Raw genomic sequence first — 22,202 nt, 5'->3', positions numbered from 1 at the left:
GGGGCATTTTTATTGCGCTAAAGCGACGGGGTGATTAAACGCCCGAAGCCTTGGCCGCTGCCACGTCTTTGATGGACAGCTTGATACGACCGCGGTTGTCCACGTCCAGTACCAGCACTTCCACTTCCTGGCCTTCTTTCAGGATGTCGGTCACTTTCTCAACACGAGCGTCGCTCAGCATCGAGATGTGAACCAGACCGTCCTTGCCCGGCAGGATGTTGACGAACGCGCCGAAGTCGACGATGCGCTCAACCTTGCCGACGTAGATCTTGCCGATCTCGGCTTCTGCGGTGATACCCAGAACGCGCTGACGTGCTGCTTCAGCCGCTTCCTTGGTTTCGCCGAAGATCTTGATCGAACCGTCGTCTTCGATGTCGATCGAGGCCTTGGTTTCTTCGCAGATCGCACGGATGGTCGCGCCGCCTTTACCGATAACGTCACGGATCTTGTCGGTGTCGATCTTCATCGCGATCATGGTCGGAGCGTTGGCCGACAGCTCGGTACGCGACTGACCGATGATCTGGTTCATCTGGCCGAGGATGTTCAGGCGCGCTTCCAGGGCCTGGCCCAGAGCGATTTCCATGATCTCTTCGGTGATGCCCTTGATCTTGATGTCCATCTGCAGCGCGGTAACACCTTTGGCGGTACCGGCTACTTTGAAGTCCATGTCGCCCAGGTGGTCTTCGTCACCCAGGATGTCGGTCAGAACAGCGAATTTCTCGCCTTCTTTAACCAGACCCATGGCGATACCGGCAACTGGTGCCTTCATCGGAACACCAGCATCCATCAGGGCCAGGGAAGCGCCGCAAACGGAAGCCATCGAGCTCGAACCGTTGGATTCAGTGATTTCCGAAACCACACGGATGGTGTACGGGAACACGTCAGCAGCAGGCAGCATGGCCGAAACCGAACGACGGGCCAGACGGCCGTGACCGATTTCGCGACGACCGGCGCCACCCATGCGACCACACTCGCCCACCGAGAACGGAGGGAAGTTGTAGTGCAGCATGAACGGGTCTTTTTTCTCGCCTTCCAGGGTGTCCAGCAGCTGTGCGTCACGGGCGGTGCCCAGCGTCGCGACGACCAGAGCCTGGGTTTCGCCACGGGTGAACAGTGCCGAACCGTGGGTCTTCGGCAGAACGCCGACTTCGATGTTCAGCGGACGTACGGTGCGAGTGTCGCGACCGTCGATACGTGGCTTGCCGTTAACGATGTTTTCGCGAACGGTGCGGTATTCGATTTCGCCGAAAGCGGCTTTGACGTCGGAAGCCGAAGGCTGGCCTTCTTCGCCGGACAGCTTGGCAACCACTTGGTCACGCAGCTCGCCCAGACGCGCATAACGGTCGGCCTTGATGGTGATGGTGTAAGCCTGGGAGATCGCTTCGCCGAACTCGGAACGGATGGCGGCCAGCAGCTCGGTTGCTTCCGGAGCCGGTGCCCAGGTCCAGGTTGGCTTGGCCGCTTCGGCAGCCAGTTCTTTGACTGCATTGATCACGACCTGGAACTCGTCGTGAGCAAACAGTACCGCGCCCAGCATCTGGTCTTCGGTCAGCTCTTTGGCTTCCGATTCAACCATCAGTACGGCGTCCGAAGTACCGGCAACGACCATGTCCAGGCTCGAGGCAGCTTGCTGCTCGTAGGTCGGGTTCAGCAGGTAGCCGGTGCTTTCGTGGAAAGCAACGCGGGCGGCGCCGATCGGGCCGTCGAACGGGATGCCCGAGATCGCCAGGGCAGCCGAGGTACCGATCATCGCAGCGATGTCCGGATCGGTCTTTTTGCTGGTGGAAACGACAGTGCAGACAACCTGCACTTCGTTCATGAAGCCTTCAGGGAACAGCGGACGGATCGGACGGTCGATCAGTCGGGAAGTCAGGGTTTCTTTCTCGGAAGGACGGCCTTCACGCTTGAAGAAACCGCCAGGGATCTTGCCGGCAGCGTAAGTCTTTTCCTGGTAGTGAACGGACAGAGGGAAGAAGCCCTTGCCCGGATCGGCTTGCTTGGCACCGACTACGGTCACCAATACGCTGACGTCGTCGTCAACGGTGACCAATACTGCGCCGGAGGCCTGACGGGCGATACGGCCAGTCTCGAGGGTAACGGTCGACTGACCGAACTGGAATTTTTTGATTACCGGGTTCACGGTGTCCTACCTTCTTTGTGGCTCTTGGGGGAACTGGTTTCTTGCGAAATTCTTGGGCAACGTCGGGAATCGGCCCGCCGACTGTCCGGGTAAAACGGTAGTTCAGATAAAACTTGAGGCTGGGAGCCTGCCATGCGCCAGCGGGAAACCCGTTGACGCACGACAGACAACCAACCTCTAGCGCAATCGCTGATTAGCGACGCAGACCCAGGCGAGCGATCAGAGCGCTGTAACGGCTCAGGTCCTTGCCTTTCAGGTAGTCCAGCAGCTTGCGACGCTGGTTTACCATGCGGATCAGACCACGACGGGAGTGGTGGTCTTTACCGTTGGCCTTGAAGTGACCTTGCAGTTTGTTGATGTTGGCGGTCAGCAGTGCAACTTGCACTTCTGGCGAACCAGTGTCACCAACAGCTTGCTGGTAGTCAGCTACGATTTGGGCTTTTTCTTGAACGTCGAGAGCCATGAGGCAATCCTTTTATCAGGAAACCGTTACAAAAACGGTTTCAACAGGCCAGGGACAAATCCCTGTATCTATAAATGAGTAGTGACCGTGCCTGTTAACAGCCACACTCGTTCGGTCATTCTGACCGAATCAGTCGACGCGGCGCGATGCGCCCGTCTTCGCTCACTTCACCGATACCGATGAAGCGACCGTTATGATCCTGTACCCGCACCATGCCGAACTTCGGAGCATCCGGGGCACGTACCGGCTGGCCGTTGAGCCAGTAGAACGCGCTCGCCTCCGAGAACTGCAGCAGTGGCCAATCCTGCAGGCCGCTGTCCGATGGCATCAGGAAGCGGTCGACCGCTTCGTTGCCGCCTTCGGCATGTACCGCTTCCAGCTCTTCGAGGGTCACGGTCTGCGCCAGGGTGAAAGGCCCGGCCTGGGTACGGCGCAATTCAGCGACGTACGCACCACAACCGAGTTGCTCACCGATATCCTCCACCAGGGTACGAATATAGGTGCCCTTGCTGCAATCCACCGCAAGACGCGCAGTATCGCCTTCGAAGGCCAGCAATTCCAAGCGCGCAATAGTAACAGAACGCGGTTCGCGCTCCACTACTTCGCCTGCACGGGCCAGCTTGTACAGCGGCTGGCCATCACGCTTGAGAGCCGAGTACATCGGCGGTATCTGACTGATTTGACCGCGAAATTTCGGCAGGACCGCTTCAATGTCGGCCTGACCAACGGTCACCGGACGCTCCTGCAAAACCTCGCCTTCGGCGTCTGCCGTGGTGGTGGTCTTGCCCAGTTGCGCCAGGGTTTCATAACCCTTGTCGGAATCGAGCAGGTACTGCGAGAACTTGGTCGCCTCGCCAAAGCACAACGGCAGAACACCGGTAGCCAGCGGGTCGAGACTGCCGGTGTGGCCGGCCTTCTCGGCGTTGAGCAGCCAGCGAACCTTCTGCAACGCGGCGTTGGAGGTGAACCCCAACGGCTTGTCGAGCAGGATGATGCCGCTGACGTTACGACGGATACGTTTGACCTGAGCCACCGAGTTACTCCTTGGAGTCTTCGGGTGCAGCAGTTTCGTGCTGACTGTCTTCGGCCACCGCGCGCTCGATCAGAGCCGACAGGTGCGCACCACGGGCGACACTTTCGTCGTAGTGGAAATGCAATTGAGGCACGCTGCGCAGCTTCATTTCACGGGCCAGCTGCATGCGCAGGAAACCGGCGGCAGCATTGAGCACCTTGATGCTTTGCGCGATGTCTTCGGCGTTGTCCTGCCCCATCACGGTGATGAAGATCTTCGCGTGACCCACGTCACGGCTGACATCAACAGCGGTAATGGTGACCAGGCCGACACGCGGATCTTTGACTTCACGACGGATCAGCTGGGCCAGCTCACGCTGCATCTGATCGCCGATACGTTGGGTACGGCTGTATTCTTTTGCCATGATTTGTTACCTGTTACTGCCCCGCGGTGAAACCCGCAAGGTCTGAAAGCGGCAAACGCCCGGCCTGACAAAAAGCCAGACCGGGCGTTGCGTTTAGAGTCCTGACGCCGTGCCGCGCATTTTCATGCGACGGCCCGACGTGGCCCTTGAAGTGCGCGAGTCAGAGGCTGCGAGCAACCTGAACCTTCTCGAAGACTTCGATCTTGTCACCGACCTTGACGTCGTTGTAGCTCTTCACGCCGATACCGCATTCCATGCCGGCACGGACTTCGGAAGCGTCATCCTTGAAGCGGCGCAGGGATTCCAGCTCGCCTTCGAAGATCACGATGTCTTCACGCAGTACACGGATCGGACGGTTACGGTGAACAGTACCCTCGATCACCATGCAGCCGGCGATGGCGCCGAACTTAGGCGAACGGAACACGTCACGGACTTCGGCCACACCGAGGATGTTCTCGCGAACATCGCTGCCAAGCATACCGGTCAGGGCTTTCTTGACGTCTTCGATGATGTCGTAGATCACGTTGTAGTAACGCATGTCCAGACCTTCCTGCTCGACGATCTTCCGTGCGCCGGCATCGGCACGCACGTTGAAGCCGAACAGTACAGCGTTGGAAGCCAGTGCCAGGTTGGCGTCGGATTCGGTGATACCACCGACACCGCCACCGACCACGCGCACTTGCACTTCGTCGTTGCCCAGGCCGTTCAGAGCGCCCTGCAGTGCTTCCAGCGAACCACGGACGTCGGATTTGAGGACGATGTTAAGCGTCTTCTTCTCTTCCTGACCCATGCTTTCGAAGATGTTTTCCAGCTTGCCGGCGTGAGCGCGAGCCAGTTTGACTTCGCGGAACTTGCCTTGACGGAACAGAGCCACTTCACGGGCTTTCTTCTCGTCGGCAACCACGCTCATCTCGTCGCCAGCATCAGGCGTACCGTCCAGGCCGAGGATCTCGACCGGAATGGCCGGACCTGCTTCCTTGATCGGCTTGCCGTTCTCGTCGAGCATGGCGCGCACGCGGCCGTAGTTCGAGCCGACCAGCACCATGTCGCCTTGACGCAGCGTACCGTCCTGAACCAGAACAGTCGCCACCGGGCCACGGCCCTTGTCCAGACGCGATTCAACCACGACGCCACGGCCAGGAGCCGATGGAGTGGCAGTCAGTTCGAGAACTTCGGCTTGCAGCAATACCGCTTCAAGCAGTTCGTCGACGCCGGTACCCATTTTCGCCGAGACCGGAACGAATGGAGTGTCGCCACCCCAGTCTTCGGAGGTCACGCCGTGGGCCGACAGTTCGCTACGGATGCGATCGAGATCAGCGCCCGGCTTGTCGATCTTGTTCACTGCAACTACCAGCGGAACGCCAGCTGCCTGAGCATGCTGAACAGCTTCGATGGTTTGTGGCATCACGCCGTCGTCCGCCGCAACCACCAGGATCACGATGTCGGTCGCCTTGGCGCCACGGGCACGCATTGCGGTAAACGCGGCGTGACCCGGGGTGTCGAGGAAGGTGACCATGCCGCGTTCGGTTTCAACGTGGTAGGCACCGATGTGCTGGGTGATACCACCGGCTTCGCCAGCAGCTACCTTGGCACGACGGATGTAGTCGAGCAGCGAGGTCTTACCGTGGTCAACGTGACCCATTACGGTCACGACCGGCGCACGAGGAACAGCCTCACCTTCAAACTTCAGGGACTCGGCCAGGGAATCTTCCAGGGCGGTGTCGCTGACCAGGGTCACTTTGTGGCCCAGCTCTTCGGCTACCAGCTGAGCAGTTTCCTGATCAAGCACCTGGTTGATGGTCGCTGGAGTACCCAGTTTGAACATGAACTTGATGATTTCGGCAGCCTTCACCGACATCTGCTGAGCGAGATCGCCAACAGTGATGGTTTCGCCGATCTTCACTTCACGCACGACAGGGCCGGTCGGGCTCTGGAAACCGTGGGCGTTGCGTTTCTTCAGCTTGGCCTTGCCGCGACCGCCGCGACGGAAGCCATCGCTTTCTTCGTCGGTAGTGCGTGGCGCCACACGTGGAGCCGGTGCCTTTTCCTTGACCGAAGCGCGATGCGGAGCGTTCTTGCGCTCGCCATCGCCGCTGCCGCGACGGTTGTTGTCGTCGGCGCGTGGTTTGTCCGGACGGCGCTGTTCGTCACGCTTGCGAGTGTCGGCAGCTGGCGCAGCAGCCACAACCGGTGCAGCTTCGCGCACGGGTTCAGCGGCTGGAGCAGGCGCAGCAACAGGCTCGGCAGAAGCGGTCGGTGCAGCAGCAGGCTGGCGACGCGCTTCTTCTTCGGCGCGAACGCGGGCTTCTTCTTCAGCCTTTTGACGGGCAGCATTTTCTACTGCGCGACGCTCATCCAGTTCACGCTTGCGCTCGGCTTCGATTTCTTCCGGGCTACGCTGTACGAAAACTTTCTTCTTGCGGACTTCAACGCTGATGCTTTTGCTGCCAGCCACACGCAGGGTGCTGGTGGTTTTACGCTGCAGCGTGATCTTGCGTGGTTCTTCCACTTTCGCCTTGTGGCTGCTCTTCAAGTGGGTCAGCAGGGATTGCTTCTCACTGTCAGTCACATGTTCTTCGGCGGCGGTGTGCGGCAGACCTGCCTCACGCATCTGCTGCAACAGGCGCTCTACCGGTGTTTTGACCTCATCGGCCAGTTGTTTCACCGTGACTTGCGTCATGCATTTCTCTCCTCAGGCCGCGCCTAATTACTCGAACCAGTGGGCTCGGGCGGCCATGATCAACTTGCCGGCACGATCATCGTCAATGCCGTCGATGTCGAGCAGGTCGTCAATAGACTGCTCGGCCAGGTCTTCGCGGGTAATTACGCCGCGCACCGCCAGTTCCATCGCCAAATCCTTGTCCATACCCTCAAGCGAGAGCAGGTCTTCGGCCGGATGGGCGTCTGCCAGCTTTTCCTCAGTAGCGATGGCTTTGGTCAACAAGCGATCCTTGGCACGAGCGCGAAGCTCGTTGACGATGTCTTCGTCAAAGCCGTCGATGTTGAGCATTTCTTCCAACGGTACGTAGGCAATCTCTTCCAGGCTGGTGAAGCCTTCGTCTACCAGCACCTGAGCCAGCTCTTCGTCGACTTCCAGCTCGTCGATGAAGTTGCGCAGGATGTCACCGGTTTCCGCTTGTTGCTTAGCCTGGATGTCCGATTCGGTCATCACGTTCAGGGTCCAGCCAGTCAGCTGGCTCGCCAGACGCACGTTCTGACCACCACGACCGATGGCCTGAGCCAGATTGTCTGCGCCAACGGCGATGTCCATGGCGTGGGCATCTTCGTCAACGATGATGGCCGCCACTTCTGCCGGCGACATGGCATTGATCACGAACTGCGCCGGGTTGTCGTCCCACAGGACGATGTCGACACGCTCGCCACCCAACTCGCCCGACACGGCCTGGACGCGCGAACCGCGCATACCGATGCACGCGCCCTGCGGGTCGATGCGTTTGTCCTTGGAGCGGACAGCGATCTTGGCGCGCGAACCCGGATCACGGGAAGCGGCCATGACTTCGATGAGGCCTTCAGCGATTTCCGGCACTTCGATACGGAACAGCTCGATCAGCATTTCCGGCGCGGTACGCGACAGGATCAGCTGCGGGCCGCGGTTCTCGGTGCGGATTTCCTTGAGCAGCGCACGCAGACGCACGCCAACACGGAAGGTTTCGCGAGAGATGATGTCTTCACGGGCCAGCAACGCTTCAGCGTTATTACCCAGATCGACGATCACGTTGTCGCGGGTCACTTTCTTCACGGTGCCGGAGATGATTTCTCCCAGGCGCTCGCGATAAGCGTCGACCACTTGAGCGCGCTCGGCTTCGCGCACTTTCTGCACGATGACCTGCTTGGCGGTCTGCGCAGCAATACGGCCGAATTCGATGGATTCGATCTTTTCTTCGACGACGTCACCGACCTTGGCACCAGGATGCGTTTCGGCAACCTTGCTTGGCCAGGTTTCGATGGCCGGATCATCGAGATCATTCTCTTCGACGACCGTCCAGCGACGGAAAGTTTCGTAAGAACCGGTGTGGCGATTGATTTCCACACGCAGATCAACTTCGTCTTCAAAACGCTTTTTGGTAGCAGTGGCCAGAGCCAGCTCCAGCGCTTCAAAAATTACGCTTGCCGGTACGCCCTTTTCATTGGATACCGACTCAACAACCAGCAGTACTTCTTTGCTCATCGTACGCCTCGCCTTTCGCAAGCCATTGGATCCGCGGGATCCGCGTCTCAGTCAAAACTGGGAATAATGTTGGCCTTGTCGATCAAATCGATCGGCAACAGGAACTCATGGTCATCTACCTGCACCACGACATCCTGTTCTTCTACACCGCGCAGAAGGCCCTGAAAGTTGCGTCGTCCTTCAAAAGGCGAGCGCAGCCTGATCTTTACTTGTTCACCGGCAAATTTGGCAAACTGCTCAAGAGTGAACAGTGGGCGTTCCATGCCAGGCGAGGAAACTTCAAGGGTGTATTCAACGGAGATCGGATCTTCAACATCCAGCACACCGCTGATCTGACGGCTGACGATGGCGCAATCGTCCACCAGTACGCCGCCTTCCTTATCGATATAAACGCGCAACATTGAGTGACGACCTTGAGCCGAGAACTCAATACCCCAGCATTCATAGCCCAGGGCCACGACCACCGGGGCCAACAAGGCCTGCAACTCTTCTAGCTTGCTCGACACCTGAACCCCCTCGTGCATGTATGTGCATGCTTTGCAAAATAAAAAAATGGGCGAAACGCCCATCCTTGAAACGCCGTCGAACAGCGGCGTTGAAAGTGTCCAGCTAACAAAAAGCCCCTTAAAAGGGGCTCCTTAAACTGGTTGCGGGGGCCGGATTTGAACCGACGACCTTCGGGTTATGAGCCCGACGAGCTACCAGACTGCTCCACCCCGCGACAAAGCTGGGGCGGAAGTATACGACCGATCCCCAATAGGGTCAATGTAACCTTCCACCTGCAAGAAAGCCCGCAACAGCGGGCTCTCCTGACTAATTGGTACCGAGAAGGGGACTCGAACCCCTACACCCTATGGGCACAACCACCTCAAGGTTGCGTGTCTACCAATTCCACCACCTCGGCAATACTACGTTTGAAACTCTTCTTACTTCTGCTCTTGAGCTGGAGGCACGTCAGTCGCTGGAGTAGCCGACTTTTGCTCTTGAAGCACCGGGACATCATCAGAAGCCGGTTGTTGCCTTGGAACTTCCAACACTGCCGGATTTGGCAAACCTGCTTGAGTCAGCTGATGAGCCTTCTCTTTAGCAAAGTATCCTAACCCCAAGCTGGTTATGAAGAAACCGGCGGCAAGTATAGCAGTAAACTTACTAAGAAAGGTAGAGGAACCTTGGCTTCCGAACACAGTATTTGAAGCACCTGCTCCGAAAGACGCGCCAGCGTCCGCACCCTTACCCTGCTGCAGCAAAACCAGAGCAACTACGCCCAATGCACCCAGCAGATGAAAAACGACTACGACTGTTTCCAGCATTTTTTCAGTTTCCCGCGGCGCGACAGATCGCACCGAACTCATCTGCATTCAGGGAAGCTCCACCAATGAGCCCCCCATCGATATCCGGCATGCCGAACAGTTCGACCGCATTGGCCGCCTTCACGCTGCCGCCGTATAGAAGCCGCACACCTCGCGCGACTTCAGAATTCTCTGCCGCCAACTGCTCGCGAATGGCTTTATGCACATCCTGAGCCTGCTGCGGCGTTGCAGTCAGCCCGGTACCAATGGCCCAGACCGGCTCGTAAGCGATCACTGCATTGGCAAAAGCACCGACACCCAGCTCCTCGATGATGCTGCCCAGCTGACGCCCGACAACCTCAAGAGTTTTTCCGGCTTCGCGCTGCTCCAGGGTTTCCCCTACACACAACACCGGAATCAAGCCACATGCCTGTGCCGCTGCGAACTTGCGATTCAGCATTCCGTCTCGCTCGCCCATGATCTGGCGGCGTTCGGAGTGCCCGACAAGCACCAGGGAACAACCTGCATCCACCAACTGACTCGGTGCAATTTCACCGGTCAACGCACCTTGCATCGATTCCACCGCAGAATTCTGCGCGCCGACCGAAATCGACCTTCCTTTCAAGCCATCAATCACTTGATTGATATGCAGGCAAGGCGGGAATACCGCGACATCAACACCGCTTGGCAAGGCCAGATGACGAAGGCCGTTGATCAGCTCAGCGACGCTGGCGCGGGTACCGTGCATCTTCCAGTTACCAGCTACCATAGGGCGACGCATGCTGTACCTCGTCGGTCAAAGTGGGCGCAGATGTTACCCAACACAATCATGGCTGGCAAGCCGTATCAGGCAGAAACTTCAGTTACCAGTTTTGCCAGTTCTTCGGCATAGCTGCGAACCTGGGTTTCGTCCTCGCCTTCGACCATGACACGCACCAGAGGCTCTGTCCCGGACTTGCGCAGAAGCACACGCCCACGACCCGCCATCGCGTCGGTAACACGCTTGCTGGCTTCCTTGACAGCCGGGTGATCGAGCGGACTGTCGCCGCCACCGAAACGGACATTGATCAACACCTGAGGACACTTGCGCAACGCCTGACGGGTTTGCGCCAGGCCCTCGTTTCGGGTTTTCAGCGCCATCAACACCTGCAGGGCCGCGATGATCGCATCACCTGTCGTGGTGTGATTGAAGCAGACAACATGCCCCGAGTTTTCACCACCCACCAGCCAATCGCGCTCAAGCAGCTCGGCAATCACATAACGGTCGCCGACATTTGCACGCACGAAAGGAATACCGAGATCCGCCAGCGCCAACTCCAGGCCAAGGTTGCTCATCAGCGTACCGACCACGCCACCCTGCAATTTGCCACGCTCATGCAGGTCACGCGCAATAATGAAGATCAGCTCGTCACCATCAACAATTGCACCCGTGTGATCGACCATCAGTACCCGGTCGCCATCACCGTCGAATGCAATCCCCAGATCAGCGTGCTCGGCCAGCACCGCCGCCTGCAACGGCCCCATATGAGTGGAGCCGCAGTTGTCGTTGATGTTCAGACCGTTCGGCTGCGCGGACAGCACCACGACGTCAGCGCCCAGCTCGCGGAACACACTTGGCGCGACTTTATAGGTCGCTCCGTGTGCACAGTCGATCACGATCTTGAGACCTGCAAAACTGGTATTGGTCGGCACACTGCTCTTGCAGAACTCGATGTATCGGCCAGACGCGTCGTTGATTCGCGAAACCTTGCCGATCTTGCTCGACTCGACAACGGTCATTGGCGTATCGAGCAACTCCTCGATCATCAGCTCCAGCTCATCCGGCAACTTGGTGCCTCTGCCGGAGAAAAACTTGATGCCGTTATCGTCGTGAGGGTTGTGCGATGCACTGATCACAATGCCGGCTTCAGCCTGGAAGGTTCGCGACAAGTAGGCGATAGCCGGCGTCGGCATCGGACCGAGCAGCATCACATCAGCACCCGCCGATGTCAGGCCGGCTTCCAGCGCCGATTCGAACATGTAACCGGAGATTCGCGTGTCCTTGCCGACGAGCACCTTGCAGGCACCCATTTTTCGGAAGGCCATGCCCGCAGCCCAGCCGAGCTTGAGCATGAAGTCAGGAGTAATCGGGTATTCACCGACACGACCACGAATGCCGTCGGTACCAAAGTATTTCTTGCTCATAAGTGCTCCATCATTCTTATTCGGCTGATTCCACGGCGGCGATCATCCGCACAACATCCACCGTCTCCGCCACGTCATGGACGCGCAATATACGCGCCCCCTTGACGGATGCCAGCGCCGCCAGGGCCAAACCACCATGCAGACGCTCGCCCACAGGGCGATTCAGGGCCTGTCCAATCATGCTTTTTCGCGAGACACCAACCAGCAGAGGCCGCCCCAATGCATGAAGGGCATCCATGTGCTTGAACAAGCTTAGATTGTGCTGCAGGGTTTTGGCGAAGCCGAAGCCAGGATCAAGAATGATCCGCTCGGCAGGAATGCCAACCGAAGCGCATCGCTCCATACGCTCGGCGAGAAACTCACTCACTTCCCGGGTGACATCCTGATATTGCGGATTGTCCTGCATGTCACCTGGCTCACCCAGCATGTGCATCAGACAGACCGGCAACCCGGTGGCTGCAGCGGCATCCAGTGCACCGTCACGCTGCAGCGACCTCACGTCATTGATCAACCCGGCACCCAGTCGCGCAGTTTCCCGCATGACCGCCGGAGTCGAGGTATCGACAGAGATGATCACATCCAGCTCGCGATTGATCAGCTCCACGATCGGCGCCACACGCTCCAGCTCTTCGAGTGGCGAAACCGCTCGCGCACCAGGCCGTGTGGACTCTCCGCCAACATCGATCAGCGTCGCACCGGCCAACACCATTGCCTCGGCATGACGCAGGGCCGCATCAAGCTGGCTGTATCGGCCACCATCGGAGAAGGAGTCGGGAGTGACATTGAGAATGCCCATGACATGCGTCCGGGCCAAATCAAGAACCCGGTTGCCGCAAGGCAACCGGGTCAGGGACTGTACAGAAGTCATTTCAAACCTTAAACGTCAGCAGCCGGACCGCCAATCGGTGTTTCCGGACGCTCATCCTGAACCACCGGAGGAGGCGTGCCAGTTCCGGTACCACCCGACCAGTCACGAGGTTCGCGAGGCGTGCGACCCGCCATGATGTCGTCGATCTGCTCGGCATCGATCGTCTCGTACTTCATCAAGGCATCTGCCATGGCATCGAGCTTGTCACGATTGTCGGTCAGGATCTGCTTGGCGGTGCCGTAGCACTGATCGATGATGCTGCGCACTTCCGAGTCGATCAGCTTCGCGGTTTCGCCCGAGAAGCTGGCGTTCTGACCGCCACCGCCACGACCGAGGAACACCTCGCCCTCTTCTTCTGCATACATCAACGGACCGAGTTTTTCAGACAGGCCCCACTTGGTCACCATGTTCCGTGCAATCTGGCTGGCACGCATGATGTCGTTGGAGGCGCCGGTGGTCACACCGTCGAAGCCCAGGGTCATTTCCTCAGCGATACGACCGCCATACAGCGAGCAGATCTGACTGATCAGCGCGCGCTTGGACAGGCTGTAGCGATCCTCTTCCGGCAGGAACATGGTCACACCCAACGCACGACCGCGCGGGATGATCGAAACCTTGTAGACCGGATCATGCTCGGGCACAACGCGACCGACGATAGCGTGACCCGCTTCGTGATAAGCGGTGTTCTGCTTTTCCTTCTCGGACATGACCATGGATTTGCGCTCGGCGCCCATCATGATCTTGTCCTTGGCCAGCTCGAATTCCTTCATCTCAACGATGCGTTTGCCGGCACGGGCAGCGAACAGCGAGGCCTCGTTGACCAGGTTGGCCAGGTCAGCACCGGAGAAACCCGGAGTACCACGTGCGATAACGGCCGGAGCAACGTCATCACCCATTGGCACTTTACGCATGTGCACCTTCAGGATCTGCTCGCGACCACGGATATCCGGCAGACCGACCACTACCTGACGGTCGAAACGGCCCGGACGCAGCAGCGCCGGGTCCAGCACGTCAGGACGGTTGGTTGCAGCGATGACGATGATGCCATCATTCATTTCGAAGCCGTCCATCTCCACCAGCAACTGGTTGAGGGTCTGCTCGCGCTCGTCGTGACCGCCACCCATGCCGGCGCCACGATGGCGACCAACGGCGTCGATCTCGTCGATGAAGATAATGCAGGGTGCGTGTTTCTTGGCTTGTTCGAACATGTCGCGAACACGGCTGGCGCCGACACCGACGAACATTTCGACAAAGTCGGAACCGGAAATGGTGAAGAACGGCACCTTGGCTTCGCCGGCAATCGCCTTGGCCAGCAAGGTTTTACCGGTGCCCGGAGGACCAACCATCAGCACGCCGCGAGGAATGCGGCCGCCCAGACGCTGGAACTTGCCCGGATCACGGAGGAACTCGACCAGTTCGCCCACTTCTTCCTTGGCTTCGTCGCAACCGGCAACGTCAGCCAGGGTGGTTTTCACCTGATCTTCGGACAGCAGACGCGCCTTGCTCTTGCCAAAGCTCATCGGCCCGCCCTTGCCGCCCGCACCGCCCTGCATCTGGCGCATGAAGAACATGAACACCGCGATGATCACCAGGATCGGGAAGCTGGCCACCAGAAGCTGGGTCCAGATGCTTTGCTGCTCGGGCTGCTTGCCTTCGACCACGACGTGATTGTCGACCAGGTCGCCGATCAGGCCATTGTCCTGGATTGCCGGACGAATGGTCTTGAAGCTGTCGCCATCGTTGCGCTTGCCGGTAATCACGTAGCCGTCGACGGCAACGCGCTCGACCTTGCCATCCTTGACCTGCTGGATGAAGTCGGAATAGTTGAGGGTCTGCGGCTCGTTAGGGCTGGAGAAGTTGTTCATCACCGTCACCAGGACAGCCGCGATGATCAACCACAGGATCAGATTCTTTGCCATATCGTTCAATTAACTACCCTCTGAAGCAAGCTCCGCTACTGGCGCGCGCTTCGCATGATATTCACCGGCCTAACTTACTACATTACCTACAGCTCTGGCAGGCGCCGTCTGTAACCCTTTGTGAAACACTTTCTACACAATATTCGCTTATGCACGCGGGGCGAAATACGAAAAACCTATCACCCCGCCAAAAAACTTCGCTTTACTCGTTACCACCGCGATAACCCCAAGCCAGCATGTACTGCTCGCGGGAACTGTCTCGGGAAGAGTCCGGCTTGATCATCTGGACCTTGTCGAATTTCCGACGAGCGTCCTTCAGGTAAACATCGAACCCCTCACCCTGAAATATCTTGATCAGGAAATTACCGCCCGGCTTGAGAATCCGCTCGGCCAGGTCAAGCGCCAGCTCGCAAAGAAACATGGCTTTCGGCATATCTACGGCAGGCGTACCACTCATATTGGGGGCCATATCGGAAATCACAAGGTCTACCTGTGAATTACCCACCGCCTCAAGGATTTGAGCGAGCACTTCATCCTGAGTGAAATCCCCCTGAATGAAGGTCACGTCCGGAATGCTGTCCATTTCCAGGATGTCCGAGGCGATCAGACGCCCCTGGCCACCGATCAGCCGACTGGTGACCTGAGACCAGCCGCCGGGCGCCGCGCCCAAGTCGACCACGCTCATGCCTGGGCGGATCAGTTTGTATTTCTCCTGGACTTCCAGAAGCTTGTAACTCGCACGCGAGCGGTAGCCATCCTTCTGCGCCTGCTTCACATAAGGATCGTTGACATGTCGTTTCAGCCAACCAAGGCTTGTCTTGGAACGCGCCATTGGGCACCTCGTTGATTAGGGTCGTGATTAATTGGGCGGATCCACGAGCCCTCGGGTAAAATGGCCGCCATTTTACAGAATCCAGACGAAAGGGTCAGATTATGCCGCTCACTCCAGAGCAGAAGAAACAGTACAAATCCATCGGCCACCACCTCAAACCAGTTTTGACGGTAGCTGACAACGGTTTGACTGAGGGTGTTTTAGCCGAACTCGAACGCGCATTGGCGGACCACGAGCTGATCAAGATCAAGCTCAATATCCTTGATCGCGAGGCGCGCCTGGCGTCCGTTGCAGAACTGTGCAAGGTCGGCAAGGCCGATCTGGTTCAGGTCATCGGCAAGATGGCACTGATCTACCGCAAGAACTTCAGCGTCAACAAGCAGCTGTCGAACGTTCATCGCTTCAAGTGATGAAAAGGGTCAAGGGTGTGCTTCGCGCACCCTGCCACTCCACCCCGGCACCGGTTGCATCACCAGAACCAGCCCGGAAAAACCCAGAACAAGATAACTGAACACCTGCCAGCGCTGCGCATCCGGCCAGCCGACACGCACTGCGACATACATCGCACTCGCATACAACGCCATCAGCAGCACTTGCCCGCGAAAATCCCGCCATAGACTGGCAAGGCCTTCGGCCCGTACCAGCACCAAAGCCTGAAAAACCACGCATACGGCAGCGAAACCCACCACCGGTACTTCAAACGCACTGGCGATTTCGTCGATCAGCAGCGGCGCCAGGCCAATCTGGCCCAGCACCGGCCGCAGACCGAGGTGCACCAGCCATAAACCGCCGACCCACAACATCTGGGTCAGCTGCCAGAGCATGGCGCCCGCCTGCAGCGGGCGCCCTGTTTCAGATGTGACGGACTTCGACAATCTCATACTCGATATCGCCGCCCGGCGTTTTCACGACGACCGTGTCGCCCTCTTCCTTGGCAATCAAGGCGCGGGCGATCGGCGAGCCGACCGAAATCTTGCCGAGCTTGATGTCAGCCTCGTCTTCACCAACGATCTGGTAAGTCACGCTTTCATCAGTCTCGACGTTGGCGATTTCGACGGTAGTGCCGAAAATCACCTTGCCGGTGTGCGGAATGGTCGTCACATCAATGATCACGGCATTCTGCATGCGACCTTCGATGTCACGGATCCGCGCCTCGACCATGCCCTGCTGTTCGCGGGCGGCATGGTATTCGGCGTTTTCCTTCAAGTCACCCAACTCGCGGGCAGTACCGATGTCCTGGCTGAGCTTCGGACGAACGACCTTGGTCAGATGAGCGTGTTCCTCTTCCAGGGCTTTCGCGCCCTGGACGGTCATTGGGTATTTATTCATGCCTTCAATCCTGCGTGTAGATCCTGCAAGCGGCGCACGGTCTTCTCGGGACCGAACTTCAGCGCTTCGCAGATGGCTTCGCCAGCAGCAATGGTGGTGGTGCAGTAGATCTTGTGCTGCAAGGCGTTACGACGAATGGAGTAAGAGTCAGCGATCGACTGACGACCTTCGGTGGTGTTGATGATCAGGGTGACTTCGTCATTCTTGATCATGTCGACCACGTGCGGACGACCCTCGGTCACCTTGTTCACGCGACGCACTTTCAGGCCTGCAGCCTCGATCAGCTTGGCAGTGCCGGCAGTGGCGACCACTTCGAAGCCCAAGTTGATCAGATCACGCGCCACACCTGCAACCAGCGGCTTGTCGTCATCACGTACGCTGATGAATGCAGTGCCGCCGGTCGGCAGCACTTCGCTCGCGCCCATCTGGGCTTTGGCAAAGGCTTCGCCGAAGGTGTCGCCGACGCCCATTACTTCACCAGTGGACTTCATCTCTGGGCCGAGGATCGGGTCAACGCCAGGGAATTTGGCGAACGGGAACACCGCCTCTTTCACGCTGTAGAAGTTCGGGATAATTTCCTTGGTGAAGCCGATTTCCTTCAGGGTTTTACCAGCCATCACGCGAGCCGCGATCATGGCCAGGGAAACACCGATGCACTTCGACACGAACGGTACGGTACGGGAAGCACGCGGGTTGACTTCGATGACGTAGATGTCTTCGCCTTGCAGCGCCAGCTGAACGTTCATCAGGCCGACCACGCCCAGCTCCAGGGCCATTTTCTTGACCTGCTCGCGCATCTCGTCCTGGATGTGCGCCGGCAGCGAGTACGGCGGCAGCGAGCACGCGGAGTCACCGGAGTGAACGCCCGCCTGTTCGATGTGCTGCATGATCGCGCCGATCACTACGTCCTTGCCGTCGCAGACCGCATCCACATCCATCTCGATGGCGCAGTTGAGGAAGTGGTCGAGCAGCACCGGGCTGTCGTTCGACACTTGCACCGCGTCACGCAGGTAACGCTTGAGCTCTTCTTCTTTGTAGACGATTTCCATCGCACGGCCGCCCAGTACGTAGGACGGACGAACCACCAGCGGGTAACCGATCTTCGCGGCAGCGCGCACGGCTTCGTCTTCGCTGCGCACGGTGGCGTTTGGCGGCTGACGCAGATTCAGACGCTCAACCATTTGCTGGAAGCGCTCACGGTCTTCGGCACGGTCGATCGCGTCAGGGCTGGTGCCGATGATCGGCACGCCGGCCGCTTCGAGGGCACGAGCCAGTTTCAACGGAGTCTGGCCGCCGTACTGGACGATCACGCCTTTCGGCTTCTCGACGCGGCAGATTTCCAGCACGTCTTCCAGAGTGACCGGCTCGAAGTACAGACGGTCGGAAGTGTCGTAGTCAGTGGAAACGGTTTCCGGGTTGCAGTTGACCATGATGGTTTCGTAGCCGTCTTCGCGCAGGGCGAGAGCGGCGTGTACGCAGCAGTAGTCGAACTCGATGCCCTGGCCGATACGGTTCGGACCGCCACCCAGAATCATGATCTTGTCGCGGCCGGATGGCGCGGCTTCGCACTCTTCCTCGTAAGTCGAGTACAGGTAAGCGGTGTCGGTGGCAAACTCGGCGGCGCAGGTGTCTACGCGCTTGTAGACCGGGAACACTTCCAGCTTTTGACGGTGAGTGCGCAGGTTCTTCTCGGTCACACCCAGCAGCTTGGCCAGACGCTGGTCGGAGAAGCCTTTGCGCTTGAGCTTGAACATCAGGTCGCGGTCGATAGCGGACAGACCGAGGGTCTTGACCTTCTCTTCGTCCTTGATCAGATCTTCGATCTGCACCAGGAACCACGGGTCGATCATGTTCATGCCGAAGATTTCTTCGACGGTCATGCCGGCGCGGAAAGCGTCCGCCACGTACCAGATACGCTCGGCGCCCGGCACGGTCAGTTCGCGCTTGAGCACGCTCATGCTTTCAGGGTTGCTCAGGTCGACTTTCTCGTCCAGACCGCAAACGCCCACTTCCAGACCGCGCAGGGCTTTCTGCAGGGATTCCTGGAAGGTACGGCCGATGGCCATGACTTCACCAACCGACTTCATTTGAGTGGTCAGGCGAGCGTCAGCGTTGGCGAACTTCTCGAAAGCGAAGCGCGGCAGCTTGGTCACGACGTAGTCGATGGACGGTTCAAAGGACGCCGGGGTCTTGCCGCCAGTGATGTCGTTCGACAGCTCGTCGAGGGTGTAGCCGACTGCCAGTTTGGCCGCAACCTTGGCAATCGGGAAACCGGTGGCTTTCGAAGCCAGGGCCGACGAACGCGATACACGCGGGTTCATTTCGATCACGACCATACGGCCGGTGTCCGGGCAGATACCGAACTGAACGTTGGAACCGCCGGTCTCTACGCCGATCTCGCGCAGTACCGCCAGCGAGGCGTTACGCAGGATCTGGTATTCCTTGTCGGTCAGGGTCTGAGCCGGGGCAACAGTGATCGAGTCACCGGTGTGCACGCCCATCGGGTCAAAGTTTTCGATCGAGCAGACGATGATGCAGTTGTCCTTTTTGTCGCGGACAACTTCCATTTCATATTCTTTCCAGCCGATCAGCGATTCGTCGATCAGCAGTTCCTTGGTCGGCGACAGGTCCAGACCACGGGCGCAGATTTCTTCGAACTCTTCACGGTTGTAAGCGATACCGCCACCGGTGCCGCCCATGGTGAAGGACGGACGGATGATGCACGGGAAGCCCAGGCGTTCGAGCACCGCGTTGGCTTCTTCCATGCTGTGGGCGATACCGGAACGCGGGCATTCCAGGCCGATGGCTTTCATCGCCTTGTCGAAACGCGAACGGTCTTCAGCCTTGTCGATAGTGTCGGCGTTGGCACCGATCATCTCAACGCCGAACTTCTCCAGAACGCCTTCACGCTCCAGGTCCAGGGCGCAGTTCAGAGCGGTCTGGCCGCCCATGGTTGGCAGCACCGCATCCGGACGCTCTTTTTCGATGATCTTGGCAACTGTCTGCCACTTGATCGGCTCGATGTAGGTGGCGTCGGCCATGTCCGGGTCGGTCATGATGGTGGCCGGGTTGGAGTTCACCAGGATGACGCGGTAACCCTCTTCGCGCAGGGCTTTGCATGCCTGGGCGCCGGAGTAGTCGAATTCGCAGGCCTGGCCGATAACGATCGGGCCAGCGCCGAGAATCAGGATGCTTTTAATGTCTGTACGTTTTGGCATGGGTTTGTCACTCAAATCCGCAGGTCAGTCGGCAAGCCGTCTTGATCGATTTCTGAAGTCCCGAGGGGGCCGCCGGTTTCGGGGCCGCCCTCGAGGGGCTTCTCGCTACAGTCTCAAGGCGAGCGCTTAGCGTCGCTTGGCCATCTCGTTGATGAAGCGGTCAAACAGAGGGGCCACATCGTTCGGGCCCGGGCTCGCTTCAGGGTGACCCTGGAAGCTGAACGCGCTCTTGTCGGTGCGCTCGATGCCTTGCAGGGTGCCGTCGAACAGCGATTTGTGGATCGCACGGACGTTGGCTGGCAGGGTCGCTTCGTCAACCGCAAAACCGTGGTTCTGGCTGGTGATCATCACGACGCCAGTGTCCAGATCCTGAACCGGGTGGTTGGCACCGTGGTGACCGTGGCCCATTTTCAGGGTCTTGGCGCCGGAGGCCAGAGCCAGCAGCTGGTGACCGAGGCAGATGCCGAACACCGGAATTTCGGTTTCCAGCACTTCCTTGATCGCCTTGATCGCGTAGTCGCAAGGCTCCGGATCGCCAGGGCCGTTGGACAGGAACACGCCATCCGGATTCAGGGCCAGCACGTCGGCAGCCGGGGTTTGCGCCGGCACTACGGTCACGCGGCAACCGCGCTCGACCAGCATGCGCAGGATGTTGACCTTGACGCCGTAGTCGTAGGCAACCACGTGGTATGGCAGCTCGGAGGCTTCGATGGTCGCGTGGCTGTCGGTTTTCAGATCCCAGACAGTGGAGCGCCATTCGTATTGGGTCTTGGTGCTGACGACTTTCGCCAGGTCCATGCCCTTCAGGCCCGGGAAGCCTTGCGCAGCGGCGATGGCCGCTTCTTCGGAGATGTTGTCGCCGGCCATGATGCAGCCGTTCTGTGCGCCTTTTTCACGCAGGATGCGGGTCAGGCGACGGGTGTCGATACCGGCGATTGCCACAACATTGTTGGCTTTCAGGTAGTCGGACAGGGACATCGTGTTACGCCAGTTGCTCGCTACCAGCGGCAGGTCACGGATGACCAGGCCAGCGGACCAGACGCGATTGGACTCGGCGTCTTCCGGCGTAGTGCCGGTGTTGCCGATGTGCGGGTAAGTCAGGGTAACGATCTGTTGGGCGTAGGAAGGATCGGTAAGGATTTCCTGATAGCCGGTCATTGCGGTGTTGAACACCACCTCACCAACGGTCTGACCGTCGGCTCCAATGGCTTCGCCGCGAAAAATGCTGCCATCAGCAAGGGCGAGTATGGCTGGCTTAGTCAAGAAGACCTCCCGTAAATAACGCATGAAAGGGCAATCGCAGGTTGTAAAAAAGCGGAGTGACGTATGGACACGTCACCCCGCTTCTTCACTGAATTATTCTGCGCGCTTTTAGTGGACACACTAAAGCTGTAGCTTACAGAAAAAGGGATTTTTGGTCTACCGCCAATGAGCCCGAAAGGCCGGAGAATGCGACAGGGCGTCGCCAGGCGGAGCAAAACCGGCACAAACAGGGCGTTTGCGCCGGGTTCAAACAAGGCTCAACGCAGGTCGAGCACGTCCTGCATGTCATAAAGACCCGGTTCGCGAGCATCCAGCCACAACGCCGCACGCACCGCACCCTTGGCGAATGTCATGCGGCTCGAAGCCTTGTGGGTGATTTCCAGACGCTCGCCCTCGCAGGCGAACAGCACCGTGTGATCACCTACCACATCACCACCGCGAACAGTGGCGAAACCGATGGTTTCACGCTCACGCGCACCGGTGTGGCCTTCGCGACCATAGACCGCGACCTTCTGCAGATCACGATCCAGTGCACTGGCAATCACTTCACCCATGCGCAGGGCCGTACCCGACGGCGCATCGATCTTGTGACGGTGATGGGCTTCGATGATTTCAATGTCCGCATCATCACCCAGCACCCGTGCAGCCATGTCGAGCAGCTTCAGCGACAGATTGACGCCAACGCTGAAGTTGGCGGCGAACACGATCGGAATATCCTTGCCCGCCTCGGCCAGCAACTGCTTCTGGGCAGCGTCCAGCCCGGTCGTGCCGATCACCATCGCCTTGCCGGCCTTGCGGCAGAAGGCCAGGTTTTTCAGCATGACTTCCGGCAGGGTGAAGTCGATCAAGACATCGAACTCTTCTGCGACCGATTCCAGATTCCCGGACAACGGCACGCCGATTCGACCGAGCGAAGCCAGCTCACCGGCATCCACCCCGATCAGCGTACTGCCAGGGCGGACAATTGCAGCCGTCAAACCGGTCAGCGGCGCGCGCTGCTGCACGGCCTCGACCAGAATCTTGCCCATGCGCCCGGCGGCGCCCATCACAGCTATACGTCGCATGCCGACTC

The 22,202-nt window shown here is 58.7% G+C and carries 19 protein-coding genes and 2 tRNA genes; 1 reads left to right on the top strand and 20 read right to left on the bottom strand.

Features of this window, described 5'->3' with window-relative positions; all coding sequences use genetic code 11:
- Window positions 1–34 precede the first annotated feature (34 nt).
- From pnp to rlmE, 15 genes are all read right to left on the bottom strand, one after another.
- A complete protein-coding gene (pnp, locus tag AC07NR_RS23270) occupies window positions 35–2,140 on the bottom strand; it encodes a polyribonucleotide nucleotidyltransferase (protein WP_007953735.1) in 2,106 nt (701 codons plus the stop codon).
- 193 nt (window positions 2,141–2,333) lie between these two features.
- Window positions 2,334–2,603 (bottom strand): 30S ribosomal protein S15, encoded by a 270-nt coding sequence (gene rpsO, locus AC07NR_RS23265; protein ID WP_085698397.1) that lies wholly within the window; start codon window positions 2,601–2,603, stop codon window positions 2,334–2,336.
- A gap of 115 nt (window positions 2,604–2,718) precedes the next feature.
- On the bottom strand, window positions 2,719–3,636 hold the full coding sequence (truB, locus tag AC07NR_RS23260; protein WP_007953739.1) for a tRNA pseudouridine(55) synthase TruB: 918 nt from the start codon (window positions 3,634–3,636) through the stop codon (window positions 2,719–2,721).
- A 4-nt stretch (window positions 3,637–3,640) separates the two neighbouring features.
- Complete coding sequence (rbfA, locus tag AC07NR_RS23255; RefSeq protein WP_248738350.1) at window positions 3,641–4,039, bottom strand: 30S ribosome-binding factor RbfA; 399 nt, start codon at window positions 4,037–4,039, stop codon at window positions 3,641–3,643.
- A 160-nt stretch (window positions 4,040–4,199) separates the two neighbouring features.
- Window positions 4,200–6,719, bottom strand: coding sequence for a translation initiation factor IF-2 (infB, locus tag AC07NR_RS23250; RefSeq protein WP_085711845.1), 2,520 nt, complete (start codon window positions 6,717–6,719; stop codon window positions 4,200–4,202).
- A gap of 27 nt (window positions 6,720–6,746) precedes the next feature.
- Window positions 6,747–8,228 (bottom strand): transcription termination factor NusA, encoded by a 1,482-nt coding sequence (nusA, locus tag AC07NR_RS23245; protein WP_003221546.1) that lies wholly within the window; start codon window positions 8,226–8,228, stop codon window positions 6,747–6,749.
- A 47-nt stretch (window positions 8,229–8,275) separates the two neighbouring features.
- A complete protein-coding gene (gene rimP / locus AC07NR_RS23240) occupies window positions 8,276–8,734 on the bottom strand; it encodes a ribosome maturation factor RimP (RefSeq protein WP_495079673.1) in 459 nt (152 codons plus the stop codon).
- 138 nt (window positions 8,735–8,872) lie between these two features.
- A tRNA-Met gene (locus AC07NR_RS23235) sits at window positions 8,873–8,949 on the bottom strand.
- Between the two features lie 97 nt (window positions 8,950–9,046).
- A tRNA-Leu gene (locus tag AC07NR_RS23230) sits at window positions 9,047–9,132 on the bottom strand.
- 22 nt (window positions 9,133–9,154) lie between these two features.
- Window positions 9,155–9,538 (bottom strand): preprotein translocase subunit SecG, encoded by a 384-nt coding sequence (gene secG, locus AC07NR_RS23225; protein WP_495079672.1) that lies wholly within the window; start codon window positions 9,536–9,538, stop codon window positions 9,155–9,157.
- Window positions 9,539–9,542: 4 nt separating this feature from the next.
- Window positions 9,543–10,298: a triose-phosphate isomerase gene (tpiA, locus tag AC07NR_RS23220; protein WP_495079570.1), complete on the bottom strand. Its 756-nt coding sequence runs from the start codon at window positions 10,296–10,298 to the stop codon at window positions 9,543–9,545.
- A 65-nt stretch (window positions 10,299–10,363) separates the two neighbouring features.
- Window positions 10,364–11,701: a phosphoglucosamine mutase gene (gene glmM, locus AC07NR_RS23215; protein WP_248738351.1), complete on the bottom strand. Its 1,338-nt coding sequence runs from the start codon at window positions 11,699–11,701 to the stop codon at window positions 10,364–10,366.
- A 16-nt stretch (window positions 11,702–11,717) separates the two neighbouring features.
- Window positions 11,718–12,569 carry a dihydropteroate synthase gene (gene folP / locus AC07NR_RS23210; protein ID WP_248738352.1) on the bottom strand — a complete coding sequence of 284 codons (852 nt, stop codon included), beginning with the start codon at window positions 12,567–12,569 and terminating at the stop codon, window positions 11,718–11,720.
- An 8-nt stretch (window positions 12,570–12,577) separates the two neighbouring features.
- Window positions 12,578–14,488, bottom strand: a complete 1,911-nt coding sequence (ftsH, locus tag AC07NR_RS23205) for an ATP-dependent zinc metalloprotease FtsH (RefSeq protein WP_085711849.1) — start codon at window positions 14,486–14,488, stop codon at window positions 12,578–12,580.
- 202 nt (window positions 14,489–14,690) lie between these two features.
- Window positions 14,691–15,320: a 23S rRNA (uridine(2552)-2'-O)-methyltransferase RlmE gene (gene rlmE, locus AC07NR_RS23200; protein WP_134825455.1), complete on the bottom strand. Its 630-nt coding sequence runs from the start codon at window positions 15,318–15,320 to the stop codon at window positions 14,691–14,693.
- Window positions 15,321–15,421: 101 nt separating this feature from the next.
- On the opposite strand from rlmE, the gene AC07NR_RS23195 reads away from it, so the two are divergent.
- Window positions 15,422–15,730, top strand: coding sequence for a YhbY family RNA-binding protein (locus AC07NR_RS23195; RefSeq protein WP_011332401.1), 309 nt, complete (start codon window positions 15,422–15,424; stop codon window positions 15,728–15,730).
- A 9-nt stretch (window positions 15,731–15,739) separates the two neighbouring features.
- Here the strand turns inward: AC07NR_RS23195 and AC07NR_RS23190 are convergent, their stop codons facing one another.
- The 5 genes from AC07NR_RS23190 to dapB form a co-directional block, all read right to left on the bottom strand.
- Window positions 15,740–16,144, bottom strand: coding sequence for an MFS transporter (locus AC07NR_RS23190; protein ID WP_495079569.1), 405 nt, complete (start codon window positions 16,142–16,144; stop codon window positions 15,740–15,742).
- Window positions 16,145–16,172: 28 nt separating this feature from the next.
- Window positions 16,173–16,649, bottom strand: coding sequence for a transcription elongation factor GreA (greA, locus tag AC07NR_RS23185; RefSeq protein ID WP_085711852.1), 477 nt, complete (start codon window positions 16,647–16,649; stop codon window positions 16,173–16,175).
- Window positions 16,646–19,867, bottom strand: a complete 3,222-nt coding sequence (gene carB / locus AC07NR_RS23180; RefSeq protein ID WP_085711853.1) for a carbamoyl-phosphate synthase large subunit — start codon at window positions 19,865–19,867, stop codon at window positions 16,646–16,648. Before carB ends, greA begins: the two co-directional genes overlap by 4 nt.
- Before the next feature lie 126 nt (window positions 19,868–19,993).
- Window positions 19,994–21,130 (bottom strand): glutamine-hydrolyzing carbamoyl-phosphate synthase small subunit, encoded by a 1,137-nt coding sequence (gene carA / locus AC07NR_RS23175; RefSeq protein WP_085711854.1) that lies wholly within the window; start codon window positions 21,128–21,130, stop codon window positions 19,994–19,996.
- A gap of 257 nt (window positions 21,131–21,387) precedes the next feature.
- Window positions 21,388–22,194 (bottom strand): 4-hydroxy-tetrahydrodipicolinate reductase, encoded by an 807-nt coding sequence (dapB, locus tag AC07NR_RS23170; RefSeq protein WP_114881376.1) that lies wholly within the window; start codon window positions 22,192–22,194, stop codon window positions 21,388–21,390.
- Between the last annotated feature and the right edge of the window lie 8 nt (window positions 22,195–22,202).

This window comes from Pseudomonas sp. GW821-FHT09C09 (assembly GCF_059418105.1).
Note: the sequence above shows the minus strand (reverse complement) of the source record. Positions and strands in the feature narration are given on the sequence as shown.

Coding starts and splice junctions, on each gene's coding strand:
- secG (WP_495079672.1), bottom strand. CDS start 9,538: ATGCTGGAAACAGTCGTAGTCGTTTTTCATCTGCTGGGTGCATTGGGC.
- folP (WP_248738352.1), bottom strand. CDS start 12,569: ATGACTTCTGTACAGTCCCTGACCCGGTTGCCTTGCGGCAACCGGGTT.
- AC07NR_RS23195 (WP_011332401.1), top strand. CDS start 15,422: ATGCCGCTCACTCCAGAGCAGAAGAAACAGTACAAATCCATCGGCCAC.
- dapB (WP_114881376.1), bottom strand. CDS start 22,194: ATGCGACGTATAGCTGTGATGGGCGCCGCCGGGCGCATGGGCAAGATT.
- rbfA (WP_248738350.1), bottom strand. CDS start 4,039: ATGGCAAAAGAATACAGCCGTACCCAACGTATCGGCGATCAGATGCAG.
- greA (WP_085711852.1), bottom strand. CDS start 16,649: ATGAATAAATACCCAATGACCGTCCAGGGCGCGAAAGCCCTGGAAGAG.
- tpiA (WP_495079570.1), bottom strand. CDS start 10,298: ATGCGTCGCCCTATGGTAGCTGGTAACTGGAAGATGCACGGTACCCGC.
- nusA (WP_003221546.1), bottom strand. CDS start 8,228: ATGAGCAAAGAAGTACTGCTGGTTGTTGAGTCGGTATCCAATGAAAAG.
- ftsH (WP_085711849.1), bottom strand. CDS start 14,488: ATGGCAAAGAATCTGATCCTGTGGTTGATCATCGCGGCTGTCCTGGTG.
- AC07NR_RS23190 (WP_495079569.1), bottom strand. CDS start 16,144: ATGCTCTGGCAGCTGACCCAGATGTTGTGGGTCGGCGGTTTATGGCTG.
- glmM (WP_248738351.1), bottom strand. CDS start 11,701: ATGAGCAAGAAATACTTTGGTACCGACGGCATTCGTGGTCGTGTCGGT.
- infB (WP_085711845.1), bottom strand. CDS start 6,719: ATGACGCAAGTCACGGTGAAACAACTGGCCGATGAGGTCAAAACACCG.
- rlmE (WP_134825455.1), bottom strand. CDS start 15,320: ATGGCGCGTTCCAAGACAAGCCTTGGTTGGCTGAAACGACATGTCAAC.
- rpsO (WP_085698397.1), bottom strand. CDS start 2,603: ATGGCTCTCGACGTTCAAGAAAAAGCCCAAATCGTAGCTGACTACCAG.
- carB (WP_085711853.1), bottom strand. CDS start 19,867: ATGCCAAAACGTACAGACATTAAAAGCATCCTGATTCTCGGCGCTGGC.